16 protein-coding genes and 1 pseudogene are annotated in these 17,061 nt (G+C 36.7%); 8 read left to right on the top strand and 9 right to left on the bottom strand.

Annotation, left to right across the window (positions count from 1 at the left end; all coding sequences use genetic code 11):
• The 4 genes and pseudogenes from ODQ17_RS14855 to ODQ17_RS14840 all read right to left on the bottom strand — a co-directional run.
• A pseudogene (locus ODQ17_RS14855) lies at window positions 1–97 on the bottom strand (aminotransferase class III-fold pyridoxal phosphate-dependent enzyme); the annotation flags it as partial.
• A 135-nt stretch (window positions 98–232) separates the two neighbouring features.
• The gene (locus ODQ17_RS14850) at window positions 233–1,507 is read right to left on the bottom strand and encodes a Glu/Leu/Phe/Val family dehydrogenase (protein WP_004789729.1); all 1,275 of its coding nucleotides are present in this window, start codon (window positions 1,505–1,507) and stop codon (window positions 233–235) included.
• A gap of 1,037 nt (window positions 1,508–2,544) precedes the next feature.
• Window positions 2,545–3,972: an amino acid permease gene (locus ODQ17_RS14845; RefSeq protein ID WP_111855040.1), complete on the bottom strand. Its 1,428-nt coding sequence runs from the start codon at window positions 3,970–3,972 to the stop codon at window positions 2,545–2,547.
• Between the two features lie 413 nt (window positions 3,973–4,385).
• A complete protein-coding gene (locus tag ODQ17_RS14840) occupies window positions 4,386–5,663 on the bottom strand; it encodes a hypothetical protein (protein ID WP_322904664.1) in 1,278 nt (425 codons plus the stop codon).
• Window positions 5,664–5,790: 127 nt separating this feature from the next.
• Between ODQ17_RS14840 and ODQ17_RS14835 the strand changes: the two genes are divergently transcribed.
• Both ODQ17_RS14835 and ODQ17_RS14830 read left to right on the top strand, forming a co-directional pair.
• Window positions 5,791–6,579 carry a class I SAM-dependent methyltransferase gene (locus tag ODQ17_RS14835; protein ID WP_267531232.1) on the top strand — a complete coding sequence of 263 codons (789 nt, stop codon included), beginning with the start codon at window positions 5,791–5,793 and terminating at the stop codon, window positions 6,577–6,579.
• 26 nt (window positions 6,580–6,605) lie between these two features.
• Window positions 6,606–7,139 carry a hypothetical protein gene (locus ODQ17_RS14830; protein WP_322904661.1) on the top strand — a complete coding sequence of 178 codons (534 nt, stop codon included), beginning with the start codon at window positions 6,606–6,608 and terminating at the stop codon, window positions 7,137–7,139.
• Window positions 7,140–7,191: 52 nt separating this feature from the next.
• On the opposite strand, the gene ODQ17_RS14825 is transcribed toward ODQ17_RS14830, so the two are convergent.
• Window positions 7,192–7,755: a hypothetical protein gene (locus tag ODQ17_RS14825; protein WP_013196738.1), complete on the bottom strand. Its 564-nt coding sequence runs from the start codon at window positions 7,753–7,755 to the stop codon at window positions 7,192–7,194.
• 139 nt (window positions 7,756–7,894) lie between these two features.
• On the bottom strand, window positions 7,895–8,362 hold the full coding sequence (locus ODQ17_RS14820) for a Holliday junction resolvase-like protein (RefSeq protein WP_002116954.1): 468 nt from the start codon (window positions 8,360–8,362) through the stop codon (window positions 7,895–7,897).
• Window positions 8,363–8,520: 158 nt separating this feature from the next.
• Between ODQ17_RS14820 and ODQ17_RS14815 the strand changes: the two genes are divergently transcribed.
• From ODQ17_RS14815 to yccS, 4 genes are all read left to right on the top strand, one after another.
• Complete coding sequence (locus ODQ17_RS14815) at window positions 8,521–9,165, top strand: ParA family protein (protein WP_013196737.1); 645 nt, start codon at window positions 8,521–8,523, stop codon at window positions 9,163–9,165.
• Between the two features lie 124 nt (window positions 9,166–9,289).
• On the top strand, window positions 9,290–10,408 hold the full coding sequence (locus tag ODQ17_RS14810) for an AI-2E family transporter (RefSeq protein ID WP_013196736.1): 1,119 nt from the start codon (window positions 9,290–9,292) through the stop codon (window positions 10,406–10,408).
• 126 nt (window positions 10,409–10,534) lie between these two features.
• A complete protein-coding gene (gene sodC, locus ODQ17_RS14805) occupies window positions 10,535–11,104 on the top strand; it encodes a superoxide dismutase [Cu-Zn] SodC (protein WP_322904669.1) in 570 nt (189 codons plus the stop codon).
• 203 nt (window positions 11,105–11,307) lie between these two features.
• Complete coding sequence (gene yccS / locus ODQ17_RS14800; RefSeq protein WP_322904653.1) at window positions 11,308–13,458, top strand: YccS family putative transporter; 2,151 nt, start codon at window positions 11,308–11,310, stop codon at window positions 13,456–13,458.
• 41 nt (window positions 13,459–13,499) lie between these two features.
• On the opposite strand, the gene craA is transcribed toward yccS, so the two are convergent.
• Together craA and ODQ17_RS14790 are read right to left on the bottom strand one after the other, a co-directional pair.
• On the bottom strand, window positions 13,500–14,729 hold the full coding sequence (gene craA / locus ODQ17_RS14795) for a chloramphenicol efflux MFS transporter CraA (RefSeq protein WP_322904650.1): 1,230 nt from the start codon (window positions 14,727–14,729) through the stop codon (window positions 13,500–13,502).
• 371 nt (window positions 14,730–15,100) lie between these two features.
• On the bottom strand, window positions 15,101–15,466 hold the full coding sequence (locus ODQ17_RS14790) for a hypothetical protein (RefSeq protein WP_111855048.1): 366 nt from the start codon (window positions 15,464–15,466) through the stop codon (window positions 15,101–15,103).
• 224 nt (window positions 15,467–15,690) lie between these two features.
• On the opposite strand from ODQ17_RS14790, the gene ODQ17_RS14785 reads away from it, so the two are divergent.
• Entirely contained in the window at window positions 15,691–16,278 is a 588-nt protein-coding gene (locus tag ODQ17_RS14785; protein WP_322904646.1) for an NAD(P)H-dependent oxidoreductase, read from the top strand.
• Between the two features lie 13 nt (window positions 16,279–16,291).
• Window positions 16,292–16,606 carry a putative quinol monooxygenase gene (locus tag ODQ17_RS14780; RefSeq protein WP_322904644.1) on the top strand — a complete coding sequence of 105 codons (315 nt, stop codon included), beginning with the start codon at window positions 16,292–16,294 and terminating at the stop codon, window positions 16,604–16,606.
• Between the two features lie 46 nt (window positions 16,607–16,652).
• On the opposite strand, the gene ODQ17_RS14775 is transcribed toward ODQ17_RS14780, so the two are convergent.
• A complete protein-coding gene (locus ODQ17_RS14775; protein ID WP_004789750.1) occupies window positions 16,653–17,021 on the bottom strand; it encodes a hypothetical protein in 369 nt (122 codons plus the stop codon).
• Window positions 17,022–17,061: the final 40 nt, after the last annotated feature.

Here is a 17,061-nt window from a genome sequence, read left to right as displayed (position 1 = left end):
AACCTTCGCCACGTACCGGAATGAAATTTGCCGGTGCAAAAACTGGAACCATCCAGTCGTTAAAGTTGCTTCGAGTTACAGAAATTGGCTGTTCCATGCTTACCTCAGTATTTATTTAATATATTCGATAACACTTAATTTTGAATAATTCAGAAAAAGGGGCTGAACAAATAACCCTATAACATCCTTAATATTTGCTCAGACCACTTTTCCTAAAAGTAATTTCCGCAGATTAGCCTGGGAAAATACCACGCTCTTTACGAGCTTTTAAAATACGCTCACATGCCAAGATGTAAGCTGCTGTACGTAAAGTACAAGCGTTGCTATTCGCTGTGTTCCAAACGTCATCCATAGCTTGAACCATCAATTTGTCTAAACGCTCATTGATTTCTTCTTCAGTCCAGAAATAGCTCGCCATGTCTTGAACCCATTCGAAGTAACTTACAGTTACACCGCCGGCGTTACATACAACGTCAGGTACTACAACAATGCCACGCTCAACTAATACGTCTTCAGCTTTAGGATAAGTCGGGCCGTTTGCGCCTTCTAAAATCAACTTAGCTTTAAGTTTTTGAGCACGCTCAACAGTGATTTGACCTTCCAATGCAGCAGGAACAATAATGTCAACTTCTGCTGTCCAGAAATCTTCATCAGCAATTGATTGCGCGCCAGCGAAGCCGCCAATACCGCCTTGATTTGCATTTACGTGATCACGTAAAGCTTCAAGATCAATACCATCAGCATTGAAAATAGTGCCTGTATGGTCTTGAACGTGTGTAACTTTCGCTTTTGATTCAACAAATAAGAAAGCAGCTTCACTACCTACGTTACCAAAACCTTGAATAGCGATTTTCGCGCCTTCAATTGGTAAATTGATTTTTGCAGCTACTTCACGACCTGTAACGAATACTCCACGACCAGTCGCTTTAACACGACCTAAAGAGCCACCTAAGTGAACTGGCTTACCAGTTACAACACCAGTTACTGTATAACCTTGGCTTGTAGAGTAAGTATCCATCATCCAACCCATGATATTGGCATTTGTACCAACGTCTGGAGCTGGGATATCTTTTTGAGGCCCGATAATGTGACCGATTTCAGTCGTATAACGACGAGTTAAACGCTCTAATTCACGATTAGATAATTTACGTGGATCAACACGGATACCACCTTTTGCACCGCCAAATGGCAAGTTCAAAACAGCAGTTTTAATTGTCATCCATGCAGACAACGCCATAACTTCGTTCAAATCAACATTCGGATGGTAACGAACACCGCCTTTACCAGGACCACGAGACAAGTTGTGTTGTACACGATAGCCTTCAAAGTGCTGAATAGAGCCGTCATCCATTACAATTGGCACGTCTACAATAAGTGCACGTTTTGGACGTTTTAAAGTGTCGATAAACTCAGCTAAGTGGTCTAAGTACGGAGCAACACGGTCAATTTGAGCCAAGTAAGTTTGCCATGCATCGCTGTGTTCGTTTACGTATGAAAGATCTGACATCTTTTTTCCTATATACCTTCATAGACTCAGATTTGATAAATCTGTAATCTTTATTATTTAGCAACTAAAACCCTGAAATAACAGTGCTTTAGTTTATTTACTAAATCTTTTGCTCTTCTAAAGCATCAGATTTTTTAAATTCCATTTGTTGGTACTAAAAGTACGATTTACTTTTATATACCGATATCTTTTACAAGTTTTCTTTTGTCTAAATTGCTGTTTATAAAGAGAGTTTTATAAAAGCAAAAAACTAGCCACAACCCACTAAAACCAGCCGGCTGAAATATAAATACAAAAGAAGTGACATAACCGTTTGGGAGTTAAAAAGAACTATGATTTACAAAAACCATGAGTCCATAAAATTTTTTTGACTAATCGATAGATCCCTCCATTAGTCTTTTTAAAATAAACTTTGTTCAATAATCCTACAGATTAATTATTTCCACACATACTGCTTAAAATTAAGCCGTAACATAGATATAAAATCTTCCAATAAATATAGCATAGAGCAAGCTCATTTAGAACATTTTAAAATAAATAAGAAGAGAAAAAATAATCAAATCGAACTGACATTTATAATAAAAAAACAACAAATATTAAAAAATCCTTAACTTTAATAAAAAAATATTATAGAAAACACACAACCATAAATACAAAAAATGTAAATATTTTTATTAATATATAACAATAACTTAATAACTTTTAATTTTTAAAAAACCATCAAAAAATTATCTATTCTTCACATTAAATCCATATTACGTTCATTCAACCCTTATATTCCAAAAAACTAAAAACAGCTCTTTATTAAATAACAAGACTAAACATAGACTTAATCAAATATTTATAATAAATAAATATTAATAAAATCCGATCAGTGGTAAATTTATAAAACAATATTTGTTTTTATGATCAAAAATAAAAATTCATTTTTAAAAAAAATATATAAAATCCTCCCTTTTCTAATTTCCTACAGGCAATAAAAAAGCCCCAAATGGGGCCTTTAGACTATGCTACAGAAAGCATATCTTTGCTTAGCTCTACACCGCATCTTTCTTGTGATAAAAAATGAAATAGCTCGCATAACACACAAGAATGAAAACAATACAACAGATGAAGCCAACCTGCATCGAAGGATCAAATACCATACTAATACAAGTAATAGCACAGAACAGACCACCCACGATTGGAGTCAAAGGAAATAAAGGAGCAGCAAAACGCAAATCTTTTGCAGTTTTACCTGATTTATACCACTGTCTACGGAAGTTGAATTGAGATACACAAATTGCAATCCACACTACAACCATGGTGAAAGCAGCAACACCCAATAAATTCTTAAAAATAGTTTCAGGTGCAAATTGCTCTGAAAGTAACCCTGGTATAGCACCCAGCATTGTGACCACAATAGCTACAATAGGTGTTCCTGAAGGTGTAAGTTTAGAAAAGATTTTTGGTAATTGGTTCTTTGCAGAAAGCGACCACATCATACGTGAAGCAGCAAACAAACCAGAATTTGCAGCAGAGAGTAAAGCCGTAATAATCACAAAGCGAATAATATCTTCGGCATATGGGATACCAATATAATTAAACACAGTCACAAAAGGACTATTACTCACCTCATTACCACTTAAACCAGCAAGCTGGAATGGTAACAATGAACTAATTACAACAATTGTGCCGACAAAGAAAATCAGTAGTCGCCAAATAGCAGCATTGATTGCTTTAGGAACTGTCTGTGCTGGATTCTCTGCCTCCCCAGCTGCCACACCAATTAATTCTGTACCCGAAAAAGCAAAATTAACAATCAGCATGGTTGTAAAAATTGGAAATAACCCATGTGGGAACCAGCCTTGGGCAGTTAAATTGCTAAACAACGGCGCAGTTTCGTGTCCGTGATAAGGAATGAAGCCAAAAATCGCCAGCAAACCCAAGCCAATAAAAAAGATAATTGTGACAACTTTCACAAGTGCCAGCCAAAACTCTGACTCGGCAAATAATCGCGTTGAACTAATATTAATGAAAAAAACCAAGGCACCAAAACATAGCGTCCAAGCCCAAACCGAAGTAGAAGGAAACCACTCCCGAACCAGTAAAGCTGCGGCGGTAAATTCAGTTCCTAAAGTCGCGGTCCAAGTTAACCAATATAACCAAGTGATCATATAGCCCGTACCCGGACCAATATAGCGACGAGCGTACTCACCGAATGATCCAGATTCCGGCACATGTACCGCAAGCTCACCAAGACATAACATTACGGTATAGGCAATTAAACCGCCTAAAAAATAAGAAATAATTGCGCCAATTGGGCCAGCTTGGGAAATTACATCACCCGACCCTAAAAAAAGACCTGTACCTATGGCACCGCCAAGGGAGATCATCACCAAATGTCGAGTACTCATTGCTCGTTTCAAAGGTGCAGAACTTCCATGTTGCGATGCATCATTATTCCGATAATTTAATGATTGCATATAAAAAACTGTAACGACAATTTAGTAAAAAATCATTTTAGGAGAAAAAAATAAATATGCAATTATCTTTGAATAGTGAACTTATTTTAAGCAACCCCATTCTCTTTAAATAAAATAAATAACAAAAACATAATCTTATAAAAAAACATCGTTATTTATGTATTTTAATTAACCTGATACTATTTCTATAATTTATATATTAATAAAACTCATTTATTTTAAAATATAGTATTTATATTCACTACTGGCTATATCTACTTTTAATACAATAAATATTCGCAGAACAATCACACTATTTATTTAAATAATGAATTTCAAATTAATATACAAATAAGTTTATGAAAAAATATTTTTTAAGCAAAAAATAAAGCTCAAACCTAAAGGTCTGAGCTTTATTTAACCACTATAAAGTTTTAAAAGCTGATCGAGGCTAGTTGTTCAGTCAGCTGAATTGAACCTTCTACAAATTCACACATCCCATGTTCATCACAAGATAAATTTAATTGCTTATAGCTGATTGCAAAACAGTCGGAATATTTTTTGACTACAAACGGACTCATATCTGATGATAAAGGCTCGTCGTGCTTGAACAATTTAATGACTTTGCGATCATTCATTCCCAACAAATAAGTTGCATTATTTAATTTAATATGCACTACACCAGTGTGTTCAGCCACAATTGGAATCAAATAAGTCTTATTCGCCAACAGAACATCCAGAGCATAACTTTCAAACTTTGAATTAATGAGGTTGAATACCAAAATTGTGCCAAAGCTGGTCTGTAATCCTTCGTTATAATTTGCAGTGTCCTGAATTCGCTGTACTTTAATACCTAACTTTTGAAAGTCTAGCTCAGTTGCTTGCTGTGTCTTTATCAGACTACGAGTAATAGCCTGTTTAAGGGGGTTATCAAAATAACGCTCATCAAGCTGAAAATCATTTTGGCGTAATATTTTTAACAACATTTCATCATGATGTGAAAGTACATGCGCAAGTACATTACGGAAGTAAAACTTACTTTGCTTTTTGACCTTGCGAACCTGCTGATAAAAATAAATTTCGTCAAATTCATGTTCAATAAAATCATGCAATAAGCTCGAACTTGCCAGTACAGACAATGCTTCATGACCAGTAAATGGTAAATGAATCGTATGTAAGTTTGGTAAGAGCTCTTTTATTTTTAGATAATGTTCACGATCAGTTGAAAAATAAGGGTCATAAACAATGACGTATTCACGTGCTGCATCGACATCTTGCGACTGGATCTGCATGTCTTTATTTGCCACAGCATCGAAAAACTCGGCATAGCGTCGATCTTCAACTTGGTCAGGATCAATTGAATATTGAGGCACAAATGCAATCACACGATTCATATTCAATAAATTAGAATATTTGATTGCTGCATAGCCGCCCATCGAACCGCCGTAGCCAACAATATTTTTAAAGCCTTCTAGAATAGGCGAAATCGCTTTTGCCAGCTCAATCATGCTCGCTTGTGGAAACCATGATTTTTGTTTTGGCATTACCCCAATAATATTATATTGGTATTTAATTAGGGACTTTTCAGCATTGATAGATAAGCCACTCGCTCGGGTAATCAAATCGCCAAAAGAGAGAACCAATGTATTAGAATCGCCTGGTAAAAAAATGGCTCTAATGTGTTCGTCTTCAAAAATAATTTGCTTATCCATGCTCACACCGAAAGAAAATTTACTCCCACATACAACGTCAAAAATGAAACAAAATAGGTGTTTTGCCAATTTATGATTGCGGAGTATCTTATTTTATAGATGCCAGTCAGATTAAAAAGCGCAAAATATGACACAATCCTTACATCCTGCCGCTCAAAAAGGCTTCAGCTCAGCTGCTGAACTATATCAGCAAGTTAGACCTAATTATCCCGCAGAAATAGTAAGTTGGCTGCAAAATTGCCTACAAATACAGGAAAACTCTACTGTTATCGATCTTGGATCGGGTACTGGCAAATTCTTACCCTACTTAAAACAAACACATGCAGATGTTATTGCAGTTGAGCCAATTGGCGAGATGTTACAGCAGCTTCAACAAGTTTATCCTGATATCAAAACATTACAGGCTTTTAGCCATTCGATTCCTGTAGCAGACCATGAAATTGATGCCATTATTTGTGCGCAATCTTTCCACTGGTTTGACAACCTTGATACCCTAACAGAAATGTATAGAGTATTAAAACCACAAGGACATTTAGGACTTGTTTGGAATCAACGCGACGAGCGTACGGATTGGGTGAAAGCCTTAGCTGATTTTCTACTTCCACTTGAAGGAGACACGCCGCGTTATCATAGTGAAAAGTGGAAACGTGTGTTTGAACAACAAGATTTATTCGTACTTGATAGCCTACAAACATTTACACAGTCGCAGTGCGGTTCTGTCGAACAAGTCGTGAGTAAACGTTTACTCTCTACAAGTTTTATTGCTGCAATGACTGAAAAAGATCAGTTACAACTCAAAGCACAGTTTGAAAAAATTGTTTATGATTTTACGGGATTGGGCCCTCAAGATCAGATTGATTTTCCATATGTCACATATGCATATCACTTTCAGAAAAGTACGTTACCCGTTAAATAATTAGTGAATAGGTTTGGTTGAAAGTTATGAAGAAGAAAACACCTCAAGTCATATTAATGTCTTTGCTTTGCTCTAGCCTATTACTTACTGCTTGTAAAAAAGCGGATGAGCCTGCTAAGACGGAGCAACCGTCTGCGGCCTCATCTACAGATCAAGTTTTAGAAAAACTAAATGAAAGACCTGTTAAGACGTTCCCTGCTACTGCTGATGATGCACACGATATTGCACTTTTAGAGGACTATGACCGCCGCTTTACAGAAATGAGCGATGAGATGGAAAATGAGTTAGCAAAAATGCATGAAGCGGGAACACTCACAACAGATTTTGAGCAAAAACGTACACTCGATAATGTGCGCTCTGCTCTAACCATGTTAAAAGATTTAGATTTAAAAACTGAGCAAGGCCGTTACATTCAGGGATTGCTTTATCAATATTGGGAAAACCAAGAAAAACACTATAGTGATAAGCACGCGACTAAAGATGAACAGATCAATGATCTTGCCGACTATTTACAAGCGCAAAATCAATTAAAGTATTGGAAAGCATCGCAACAGAAATAAATATTACATTACTTATAAAAAAGCCTTCATATTTCTGAAGGCTTTTTTCCAATTATATATTTTGCTTTTCAACCCAATGAATTGCCTGAACACGGAATAATTCACATGCACCATCACCCGTGTCGGTTGGCGTAAGTGAAGATTTCCAGACTAAGTTTTTGTCTTTAATCTCGACAAGATCCCCTTTTAGATAGACGAGATCGCCACGTTTAACTTGTTTAATCTGCTGAGCAATTTCAGGGTTTGCAGGAATGATGTGCATGTTAGACACCATTTGCATTGCTTGCTCTGCTGGAACAGGTAATTTAGGAATTTTCCAGTTTAAATAACGGTCATATTGTTTCACTGAAATATGACGTGCAATTTCAGGCTGTGCAAACAGCCCCCAACTTACAGCATAGTCGATAGGAGAAAATTTAGCTTGTTCATCATTTTGATAAACTTTTGAACCCAAGATTCTGAAATTTCCTTGAAAAGGTTGTAACACAGAAATAGATTGATCTTTTTCTATCGGGTTCAAACCATTGGCAATATTATATTCACTTGAGGTCGATGCAAATGCTGAACTCATGCCAATAGCAGTCAGCAAGCCCATCATCAAACATTGTTTTTTCATCGCGTTACACCTCAAATATTGCTAGATCAAAGTGAATAGATCTTCAATTTATAGTAGCCTTAAGTGATGAAAAAAATATCGGAATTTAGTAACAATACAGATCAATTTCGTCTATTTTTGTGCTGAATTAAACAGCTTGTTAATCTTCAAAATCTATTCTCAAAGTTTCAAAACGAACCTTACCTTGTTGGACCGCTTGGGCAATCGCCTGTTGGCCTTTAGTAAGCCTTGCACCGCCACTTTTTACATCAAGTAGAATAATATTAATGTCTTCTGCTGTCCCATCACCATCACGAAAATCGGTATATCCATCAAAGATAATATAGTCCACCGGATCGCCCATAAATTTTGCATCGCTGGGTAGATACTGAAATTCAGGCAAAACTGGAGCAAATTGTTCTGCCATTTTTCCTTTCAACACAGCACGGCTTGTATTTACACTTCTCTTTTGTGCTTGAGTAAGAGCTTGTTGATGCTCTAATTCAAGTTCAGCAATATATTGCTCATATTCAGCCTTAATTCGTCCATTCCGAGTGTTTGATAAAATAAGAGTAGTGATAATGATGCCAATTCCAGCACCAATAAGCATGGCAAGCCATACAGACATAAATTTTCCTTAAAAAGCGCGAATTAAGATTACAGATCTAATCATATCTAAAATAACGAAACAGCTTAAACTTTTGTCAAAGGTGGTCATCTTCTTCACATAAAAAGATGCTAAGGTATAAAACATAAACAAATGTGCTGCTGAAAATAATTGGATTTATGAAAACGATACTTATTGCAAATCAAAAGGGCGGATGCGGAAAAACCATGACGGCCATTACGTTGGCAACAGCATTGGCACAAAAAGGATATAAAGTAGCATTAGCTGATTCGGACAATCAAAAATCGGCTTTACAGTGGTTAAAACAGCGCCCTGATGGTGTCGCAAAAATTCAAAGCCTCGACTGGCGTCATGAAAAATCAATTGGTGACGCACCTAAAAATCTGGATTATTTAATTATTGATGCGCCTGGTGCACTTTCAGGTGAACATGCTGAGCAACTCATTAGTGAAGCTCATGCCATTATTACTCCACTTCAACCTTCATTTTTTGATATAGACAGTACTCGTCGCTTTTTAAAGCATTTACAAGATATTAAGCGTATTCGTAAAGGCAAAGTTCAGATTTTACTTCTTGCAAATCGCGTAAAACCAAACAGTGCCAGCTCAAAAGATATTCAACAGTTTTTTGAAAAAATTGAACAGGAACCTGTTGCGTGGATTGCTGAACGCACTGCATACGGCAGCTTAGCAATGCAAGGCTTAAGCATTTTTGATAAGCCTCAAAAAAACTTTATTACGATTCAAAATCAATGGCAACCTGTTCTAAACAAGTTAGTTGAAGATAAAGCTGAGTGGTTTTAAATAACTTTTAGTCTCTAAAAAGAGATGTATAAGGTTCTTTACATTGCGGCCTTAAAATTTGCCTCAGGTTATTTTTCAGTTAATATGACTTTATTCTATGTAGAAAATTAGAGAAATATTGTTCGTGCATCCATACGCTCCTAATTTACAGCGCGTTTTATTGTTTGGGCTGTTTTTTATTTTGATTTTTTTAGGATTTAATATCCTGAAATACTTTATTGTTCCTGTACTTTGGGCTGCCATCATTGCTTATATGACTTGGCCTATTTATTTAAGAATTCAACGTTTTTTTGGAGAAACCCGTAATACTTTAAATGCAACTCTAATGATTAGTCTGGTCATTTTGGTTGTTGGCGTCCCTTTTACATGCGCTATTTTTATTTTGCAGCATGAAGGCCGCAACTTATATTTTGACTTACAACGTCAAGTTTTTTCAGGTCATTTAAGTGTTCCTGATTTTATTCGTGATCTTCCTTTTGTTGGAAAAGAAATTTCTCGTACACTCAATGAGTTAAATAACGACCCTAATAGCACGATTCAAAATGTTGCAGCTTGGGTACAAAGCCATTTAAGTTATGGCCGCGTACTGCTCGGTGAAATTAGTAAAAATATTGTCAAACTTGGTTTTGCCGTATTTAGCCTATTTTTCTTCTACCGTGATGGTCAAATGATTTTATCTCAGGTGAGTAAAGCCTTAGAAATGGTCATCGGCCCTCGTATTCACCATTATCTCGATACGATTTCGGAGACGACTCGTGCTGTAGTCTATGGCGTGGGTTTAACTGCAATTGCTCAAGCTGTTTTAGCTGGATTAAGTTATTTCGTAGCAGGTGTCCCAAACCCAATGGTGCTTACCATTGCTACTTTCTTATTGGCTTTAATTCCATTTGGTACACCAATTTCCTATTTAGGTGTCGGTCTATGGTTGTTCTCTCAGGGACAAACTATGGAAGCAATTGGTGTAGTGGTTTGGGGTGTAGTGATTGTTAGTAGCTCAGATAATGTGATTCGACCACTTGTGATTTCTGGTGCCACAAAAATTCCATTCTTATTAATCATGTTTGGTGTGTTGGGCGGTATTGCTAGTTTTGGATTAGTAGGTTTATTTATTGGACCTGTAATTCTAGCTATTTTATTGGCAATTTGGCGTGAATGGTTACATGAAACCATTGAGCCTGAACCTATGCCTAAAACGACTATGATTTATGATTCTGAAAGTGAATCTTCTAACGATAAAGAGTGATCCTATTTATTTAATTTAAAAATGTTTCTAGATACAAATTAACTATTTAAATTAACTTGTAGGTTAAACCTTCGTTTGTTTGAATCAAATAATCATATATATTTATAAGGACATCCCATCATGCAGATGTTTAATAAAATTGGCGCAGTCTGTGCGCTTACAGCTTTTTTTACGGTTGGCTGTAGTTCAGTTACAAAAACTGTATCAGATACAGCTCAAGCATTAACGACAATGCATACGAAAAAAGTGGTCGATGTAAATGAAGTGACTGCCGCTGGAATTGGTAAAAAATTAGGTACGATTAGCTTTCAAGATAGCGACAAAGGTTTAATTATTACGCCTGCTCTAGCTGACTTACCAAGTGGTACACGCGGCTTCCATATTCATGAAAATGCCTCTTGTGAACCAGCTGTAAAAGATGGGAAACCGGGTGCTGCCTTAGCTGCTGGTAGTCACTACAACCCGAATCAAGCTCCTCATCACGGTACTCCAACAACTGGCCACTTAGGTGATTTACCTGCTTTAGTAGTCGATAATACTGGTGTTGCAACGACTACAGTAATCGCACCTCGATTGAAACTTGCTGATCTTCAAGGTCGAGCTATCATGATTCATGCGGGTGGTGATAACTATTCAGACTCACCTCTTCCTCTCGGCGGTGGCGGAGCACGAATTGCATGTGGTGTGATTAAATAATTTATGTCTTTTTCAAATTGTGGGTATCTAAAAAGATATCCACAATTTTGTTAATTTATTGATCGTTACAACTTGATTTAAGCCTAATAAAATCTTAAAAAGTGACTGACTTTTGTAGATAAAAAGAATAATATTTTTAAAGTAATAAAAATTTAAAGTTACATACTGCTTTCTCACGTATTCTCTAATTTAGAACAAAAGCCGTGAACTATCTGACCCAAATATTTAATAGTTTTAAGACAAACTCGATTTTAATTTATTGCCTGCAAATTTTGATTGTACTCACAGGCACAACTTTGGGTTTACTTTGGCTAAGCCATAACGAGCTCATCGTTCCTGTGACTTTAGGAGCAATTGCAGCAGCGTTAACCGACTTTGATGACCGTTTAAGTATTCGATTACGCAACTTAGTCTATGTCTGCCTGCTATTTTTTACAGTCAGTAGCATTCTTGGATTTCTCGCTCCCTACAAAATTTTCTTTATTCTCTATCTCTCAATTTCTAGCGCTTTTTTCATTTTATTAGGTGCCTTAGGGCAACGTTATGCCACAATTTCATTTGGCACTATTTTGCTTTCCATTTATAGCATGTTTGGTTTAGGAGAATATGCCCATTGGTATCAGCAGCCTACCTACTTTGTTTATGGAGCTTTGTGGTACGGTTTCACCTCTATTTTATTTTTTATTATTAAACCTACACTTCCCTTACAAGATAAACTCTCACAAATTTTTAAAGAAATTTCTGTTCTCCTACAGGCAAAAGCACGTTTATTTGATCCAGACAATAAAGAGAATGTAGAACAACTCTTATATGAACTATCCTTACAAAATACGCAAGTGGCTCAAAGTCTGAATCAAATACGCAGTTCTCTACTCACTCGGCTAAAGGCTTCACGGGTGAGTAATAAAAGTATTTATTGGCTAAACCTGTATTTTTTTGCACGAGACATTCACGAACAAGCCACCTCTAATTACTTACATTACGAACATATTCAACAGAACTTTAGCCGTAGTGATCTTATTTTCCGTTTCCAAAAAAATCTGCGCCTACAAGCACAAGCTTGTCAGGACTTAGCCCAATGTATTTTATATAATCGGCCATCTCAGCCTTCGCAAGAAAGCCAGACAGGATTAAATCACCTAGAGAGTTCTTTAAAGGACTGGATACAACAGCATCCACAAAATTTTGAAGTTAAAAATTTAAAACTCATTTTTGATAATTTAAAAGGAATGCATGAACAGTTTGAACAATTGCAATATGCACAGCCCTTCCCTGAAAATAATACCCAAACAAGACAAGAACACTTAAATTTACTTGATGATGATATTCAAGGGTTTTCAGATCTGATCTTAAAACTCAGGCAACAGCTTACACCACAGTCGGCCTTATTTAGACATGCCATACGAATTGCAGTCGTTTTCGCCGCAGGTTATGCGATTTCATTATTACCATTTGCTCAGCATGGCTATTGGATTTTACTGACTAGTTTATTTGTCTGTCAGATCACTTATTTTGCGACTAAAAGCCGTCTTAAACTAAGAACGATTGGCACCCTACTCGGTGTTTTGTTAGGAATACCTATTCTATATTTTGTACCGAGTATTGAAGGTCAGCTCATCATTACGATTATTTGTGGAGTCTGCTTTTTCTACTTACGGCAAAAGAAATATGCATTAGCGACGCTTATGGCCACCCTCATGGTACTGTTAATTTTTAACTTAAAAGGTGCTGGCTACAGCATTATTTTACCCCGCCTGATAGATACACTATTAGGCTGTTTTATTGCGTGGCTTGCCGTAAACTTTATTTGGCCTGATTGGAACTTCCGCAATATTCCTAACAATATTAAGAAAAGTAGCAAAGCGACCTTAGATTATTTCAATGTGATTGTTGAGCAATATCAATATGGCAAAAATCAAGATATAGAATACCGTCGAATTCGTCGTGCTGCCCATAATGCTCAAATCGAGCTATCGAACATGATCTCGAGTTTAAGTGCTGAACCCAATCCAAATCCTCAACTCATTCATTACGCTTTTCGCTATTTGGTTTATAGCCACAGCCAGCTGAGCTATGTGGCAGCGTTAGGTAGCCAACGGCAGAAAATTGATGAAGAGCAGGTTTTACAATTATTACTACGCTGCCAAGAAATTTTGAGCCAGAGCGTACTTGGGCAAACCCTACCCGACCACACGCTCATTTCTCAAATATTACAAGAAATTCAGGACTTAACAGCTCAAGAACAGCTATCAGAGAAATACACCTTAGTCTTGAAACAAATCAGTTTATTGTTAGAAACATTACCAGAATTGCTGATGCTTAAAGATAAGCTGTTAGAGCAAGAAATTACCTAATATTAAAAAAATACCGGAATATCAATTCCAGTATTTTTAATTTAATCATTTCCTTCGAGCTTTCTTTCTTGCATTTCCTGCTTTAAAGCACTTCGTGGTTGAGTAAACCAAAGAGCAATAAAGGTAAATGCAGATAATACAAAGGCCCATAAATGAAATTGCGTATAGAGGTAACGTACCAGCTCAATCATTGCAAAAAAGCTCATCATCAATAGCATCGAAACGGCCGCTGCAACAGTTCCTTTTGATACTTCAGATGACATGAGTGCAAAGCGATATAAGACTGAAAAGCTAATTCCTTCACCAAAACAGATGAGCGTCATGCCTGTAAGCAAACAAGGAATTAAATAGGTTTGCCACACCACTCCTAATATTAAAATGAGTGTCCCAATCAGCATAATCGGTAAACCAATCAGAATAGTTTTACCTAAAGCTAGACGGTCAATAATTTTAATTAAGACGATATTGCCTACAATGAGACCAACAAATACTGGAAATTGAGCCAAGCCATATTGCACACTAGTGAGCTTTAACTCATCTACCAAAATGATTGGAGATAAAGCAATCCAAAGCATTAAAGGCATGCCCACCAACGGTAAGGCTAGACTTAAGCCTAAAAAACGGCGGTTAGTGAACACCTTTTTAAAATCATCAAAAAGATAACTAAAAGGTTGCTTGGTTACACTAGCTTGCTGACTTGGCATCTGTTTTTTCAAACCGACCCAACTGAGTAATGCCAATACAGCAATGGCGACAAAGCCCCAATGCCAAGACACATAATCAATTAAAAAGGCTCCAAGTACAGGCCCCAACAACGGTGCAAGTAACGAGATATTTGCCATGAGTGCCATAACTTTAATTGCATCACGCTCAGCAAAACTCTCTTGAATAGCGGCATAACCGACTGCGGAGATTACAGTTAAGCCAATTCCCTGCAAAAATCTTAATGCTAGAAACTGTTCTATTTGTCGCGTTAGTAAAATTAAAAAGCAGCATAGAGCAAAAAACAAAACCCCTGCTAGCAGTACTTTTTTACGTCCGAGACGATCTGACAATGGTCCAAGTAACCATGCAACCGTAGCACCACCTAATAAATAAAATGACATTGAAGATGGGGCCCAAGTTGCACTTACACCAAAATCTTCAGTAATTGCCAACATTGCTGGCTGAATAAGGTCATTGCCAATATAAACCGCAAATTCAAATAGCACTAAGGCCAAAGGAAACATCAACGTTGTACGGTTCAACGTTGTCGTTTGAATATTTTTCATGAGTTGTACACTTCAAAATAGCGGCCAAAATGTCTCAGTAACTACATATTGAATTAAATAATGTAGTCATGACGATGACTGTATGGTCTATCAATCTTTAGTTAAGTTTTTATATGCCGTGAGAGTGCATGTTTAGAATGTGAAACACCGTATTCACAAGGTGTCTAAAACGAGAAAAAATGTATGACGTGAGATTCGGTAATTTTTACCAATTGGCACAATTGCCGAGCGTAACAATAGCACTTTTTAAATTGATCAGCAATCATGTAATTTCAAGAAGCTTAAATTTCAGTTTTTTGCACTCGAAGACCCACAAATTCTTGTTGTGCACAAACTCAAAGTTATCCACATATTCGATAAAAAATTAAGCATTAAGGACAAGGATTAACTTGAAAGTCTGGGGCATCTTGTCCTTGTGTACATTGATAGCTTTGCTTTTTATTTACAATTTTCCAGACTTGCTGGTCTCGCTTTAATAAATATTCTGTACGGACTTTTGTTATCGCATCTTCGCTCGGATCTGTCTGTAAAATAGTGACTTGAGCATTAGAGGGATCATCGGCAGCATTCATTTGCTGTGAAATATCCAAATTGTTTGCATCATTTAAAAGATCGGGCTGATCAAGTAATACCGCTTGTATCGGGCTATCAGCAAGTTGAGCAGAAGAATTTTTCGCTGGGGCACAAGCTGTTAGCGTTACAAGGCTAAAAGCAATCAGCAAACTCATTTTTCTCATAGGTGATCTCTTAGATTTACTCAAATTTAATGCTAAAGACTACAAATAATTTTTTCCGTTCTACTTTGTAAAGTGTTTATCTTTAAAGTGGAAAATAAAATGATGCATCAAATCAATATTAGTGATTTTTAATCAATAATATTTTTCCTATTCATGCATTTTTCAACAAGAGTAAATTCCGTAAAGTATCCGACAAATTTAGGAATTTAATTAGAGTAACTCTCATGAGCAATATTTTAGTGATTAATGGCGCCAAACAATTTGCCCATTCAAATGGTGAATTAAATGACACGCTCACGACATTGGCAACCGTCCATCTCACTGAACTAGGCCATGAAGTTCAAGTGACTCGTGCAGATAGCGACTACAATGCAGAAGCTGAAGTAGAAAAATTCTTATGGGCAGATGTTGTTATTTATCAAATGCCAGGTTGGTGGATGGGTGCACCTTGGACTGTAAAAAAATATATTGATGACGTATTTACGACAGGTCACGGTTCACTTTATGCAAGTGATGGTCGTAGCCGCTCTGATGCTTCACAAAAATATGGTTCAGGTGGTTTAATTCATGACAAAAAATATATGCTGTCACTCACTTGGAATGCCCCAATGGAAGCATTTGACGATGCAGATCAGTTCTTCCATGGCGTAGGCGTAGATGGTGTTTATTTACCATTCCATAAAGCTAATCAGTTCTTAGGCATGGGCACATTACCGACTTTTATTGTAAACGACGTAATTAAAATGCCTGACGTTGATAGTTATGTTGAAGAATATAAAGCACACTTAAATAGTGTATTTGCAGCAGCTTAATAAGGAGAAATCCATGCTAACCATTATTGCAGAAATTCGCACCAAATCAGCTGGACAGCATCGTCAAAACGTGTTGGATGCTTTTCAAAAAATTATTTCAACTGTTTTAGCCGAAGATGGTTGTCATGGTTATGAACCTTTAGTTGATCACAAATCAAATGCGAGCTTCCAAACCCACGAGCCTGACATGATTGTGATGTTAGAAAAATGGGAAAGTGTTGCTCATCTTAAGGCACATTTGGCTACACCTCATATGCAAGCACATCATGAAGCAGTTAAAGATGATGTCATTGATGTCAAAATTAAGATTTTAGAAAGCGGCGTATAATTTAGCCCATAAAAAAGACGATATATTTATCGTCTTTTTTTATATTTTAAGAACAAAGCTGTGTTTGAAAACCTCTAGAGCCTTTCCCTCTCGCACACTGATAGCTTTTTTGCTTATTCTGCAACTGCCACTTTTCATCGACTAATTTAAATGCATATTCTGTTCGAATGGCAGAGACGGAGTCATCCATTAAACCTGTTTGAATGACAACGATACGAGAAACCGTTGGGGATTCTACTCGGTTAAACACTTGCTGAACTGAGGTATTGTTATGCTCTTTTACAATCTCAGGTTGAGCTTTAAGTACTTGTTGCATTGGGGTTTCTGAACCCACAAAAGGAATTAATTTACTGGTCGTCGCACACCCAGTGAAAAGTCCAGCACAGAGCGCTGAAATTAAAAATAAACGTTGCATTTTTATCACCAAAAACAAAAGGCATAGCTTTATGATGCTA

Origin of the sequence: Acinetobacter sp. IRS14, assembly GCF_034650275.1 — a bacterium.
GTDB lineage: Bacteria > Pseudomonadota > Gammaproteobacteria > Pseudomonadales > Moraxellaceae > Acinetobacter > Acinetobacter oleivorans.
This window is presented reverse-complemented; position numbering and strand designations above follow the sequence as displayed.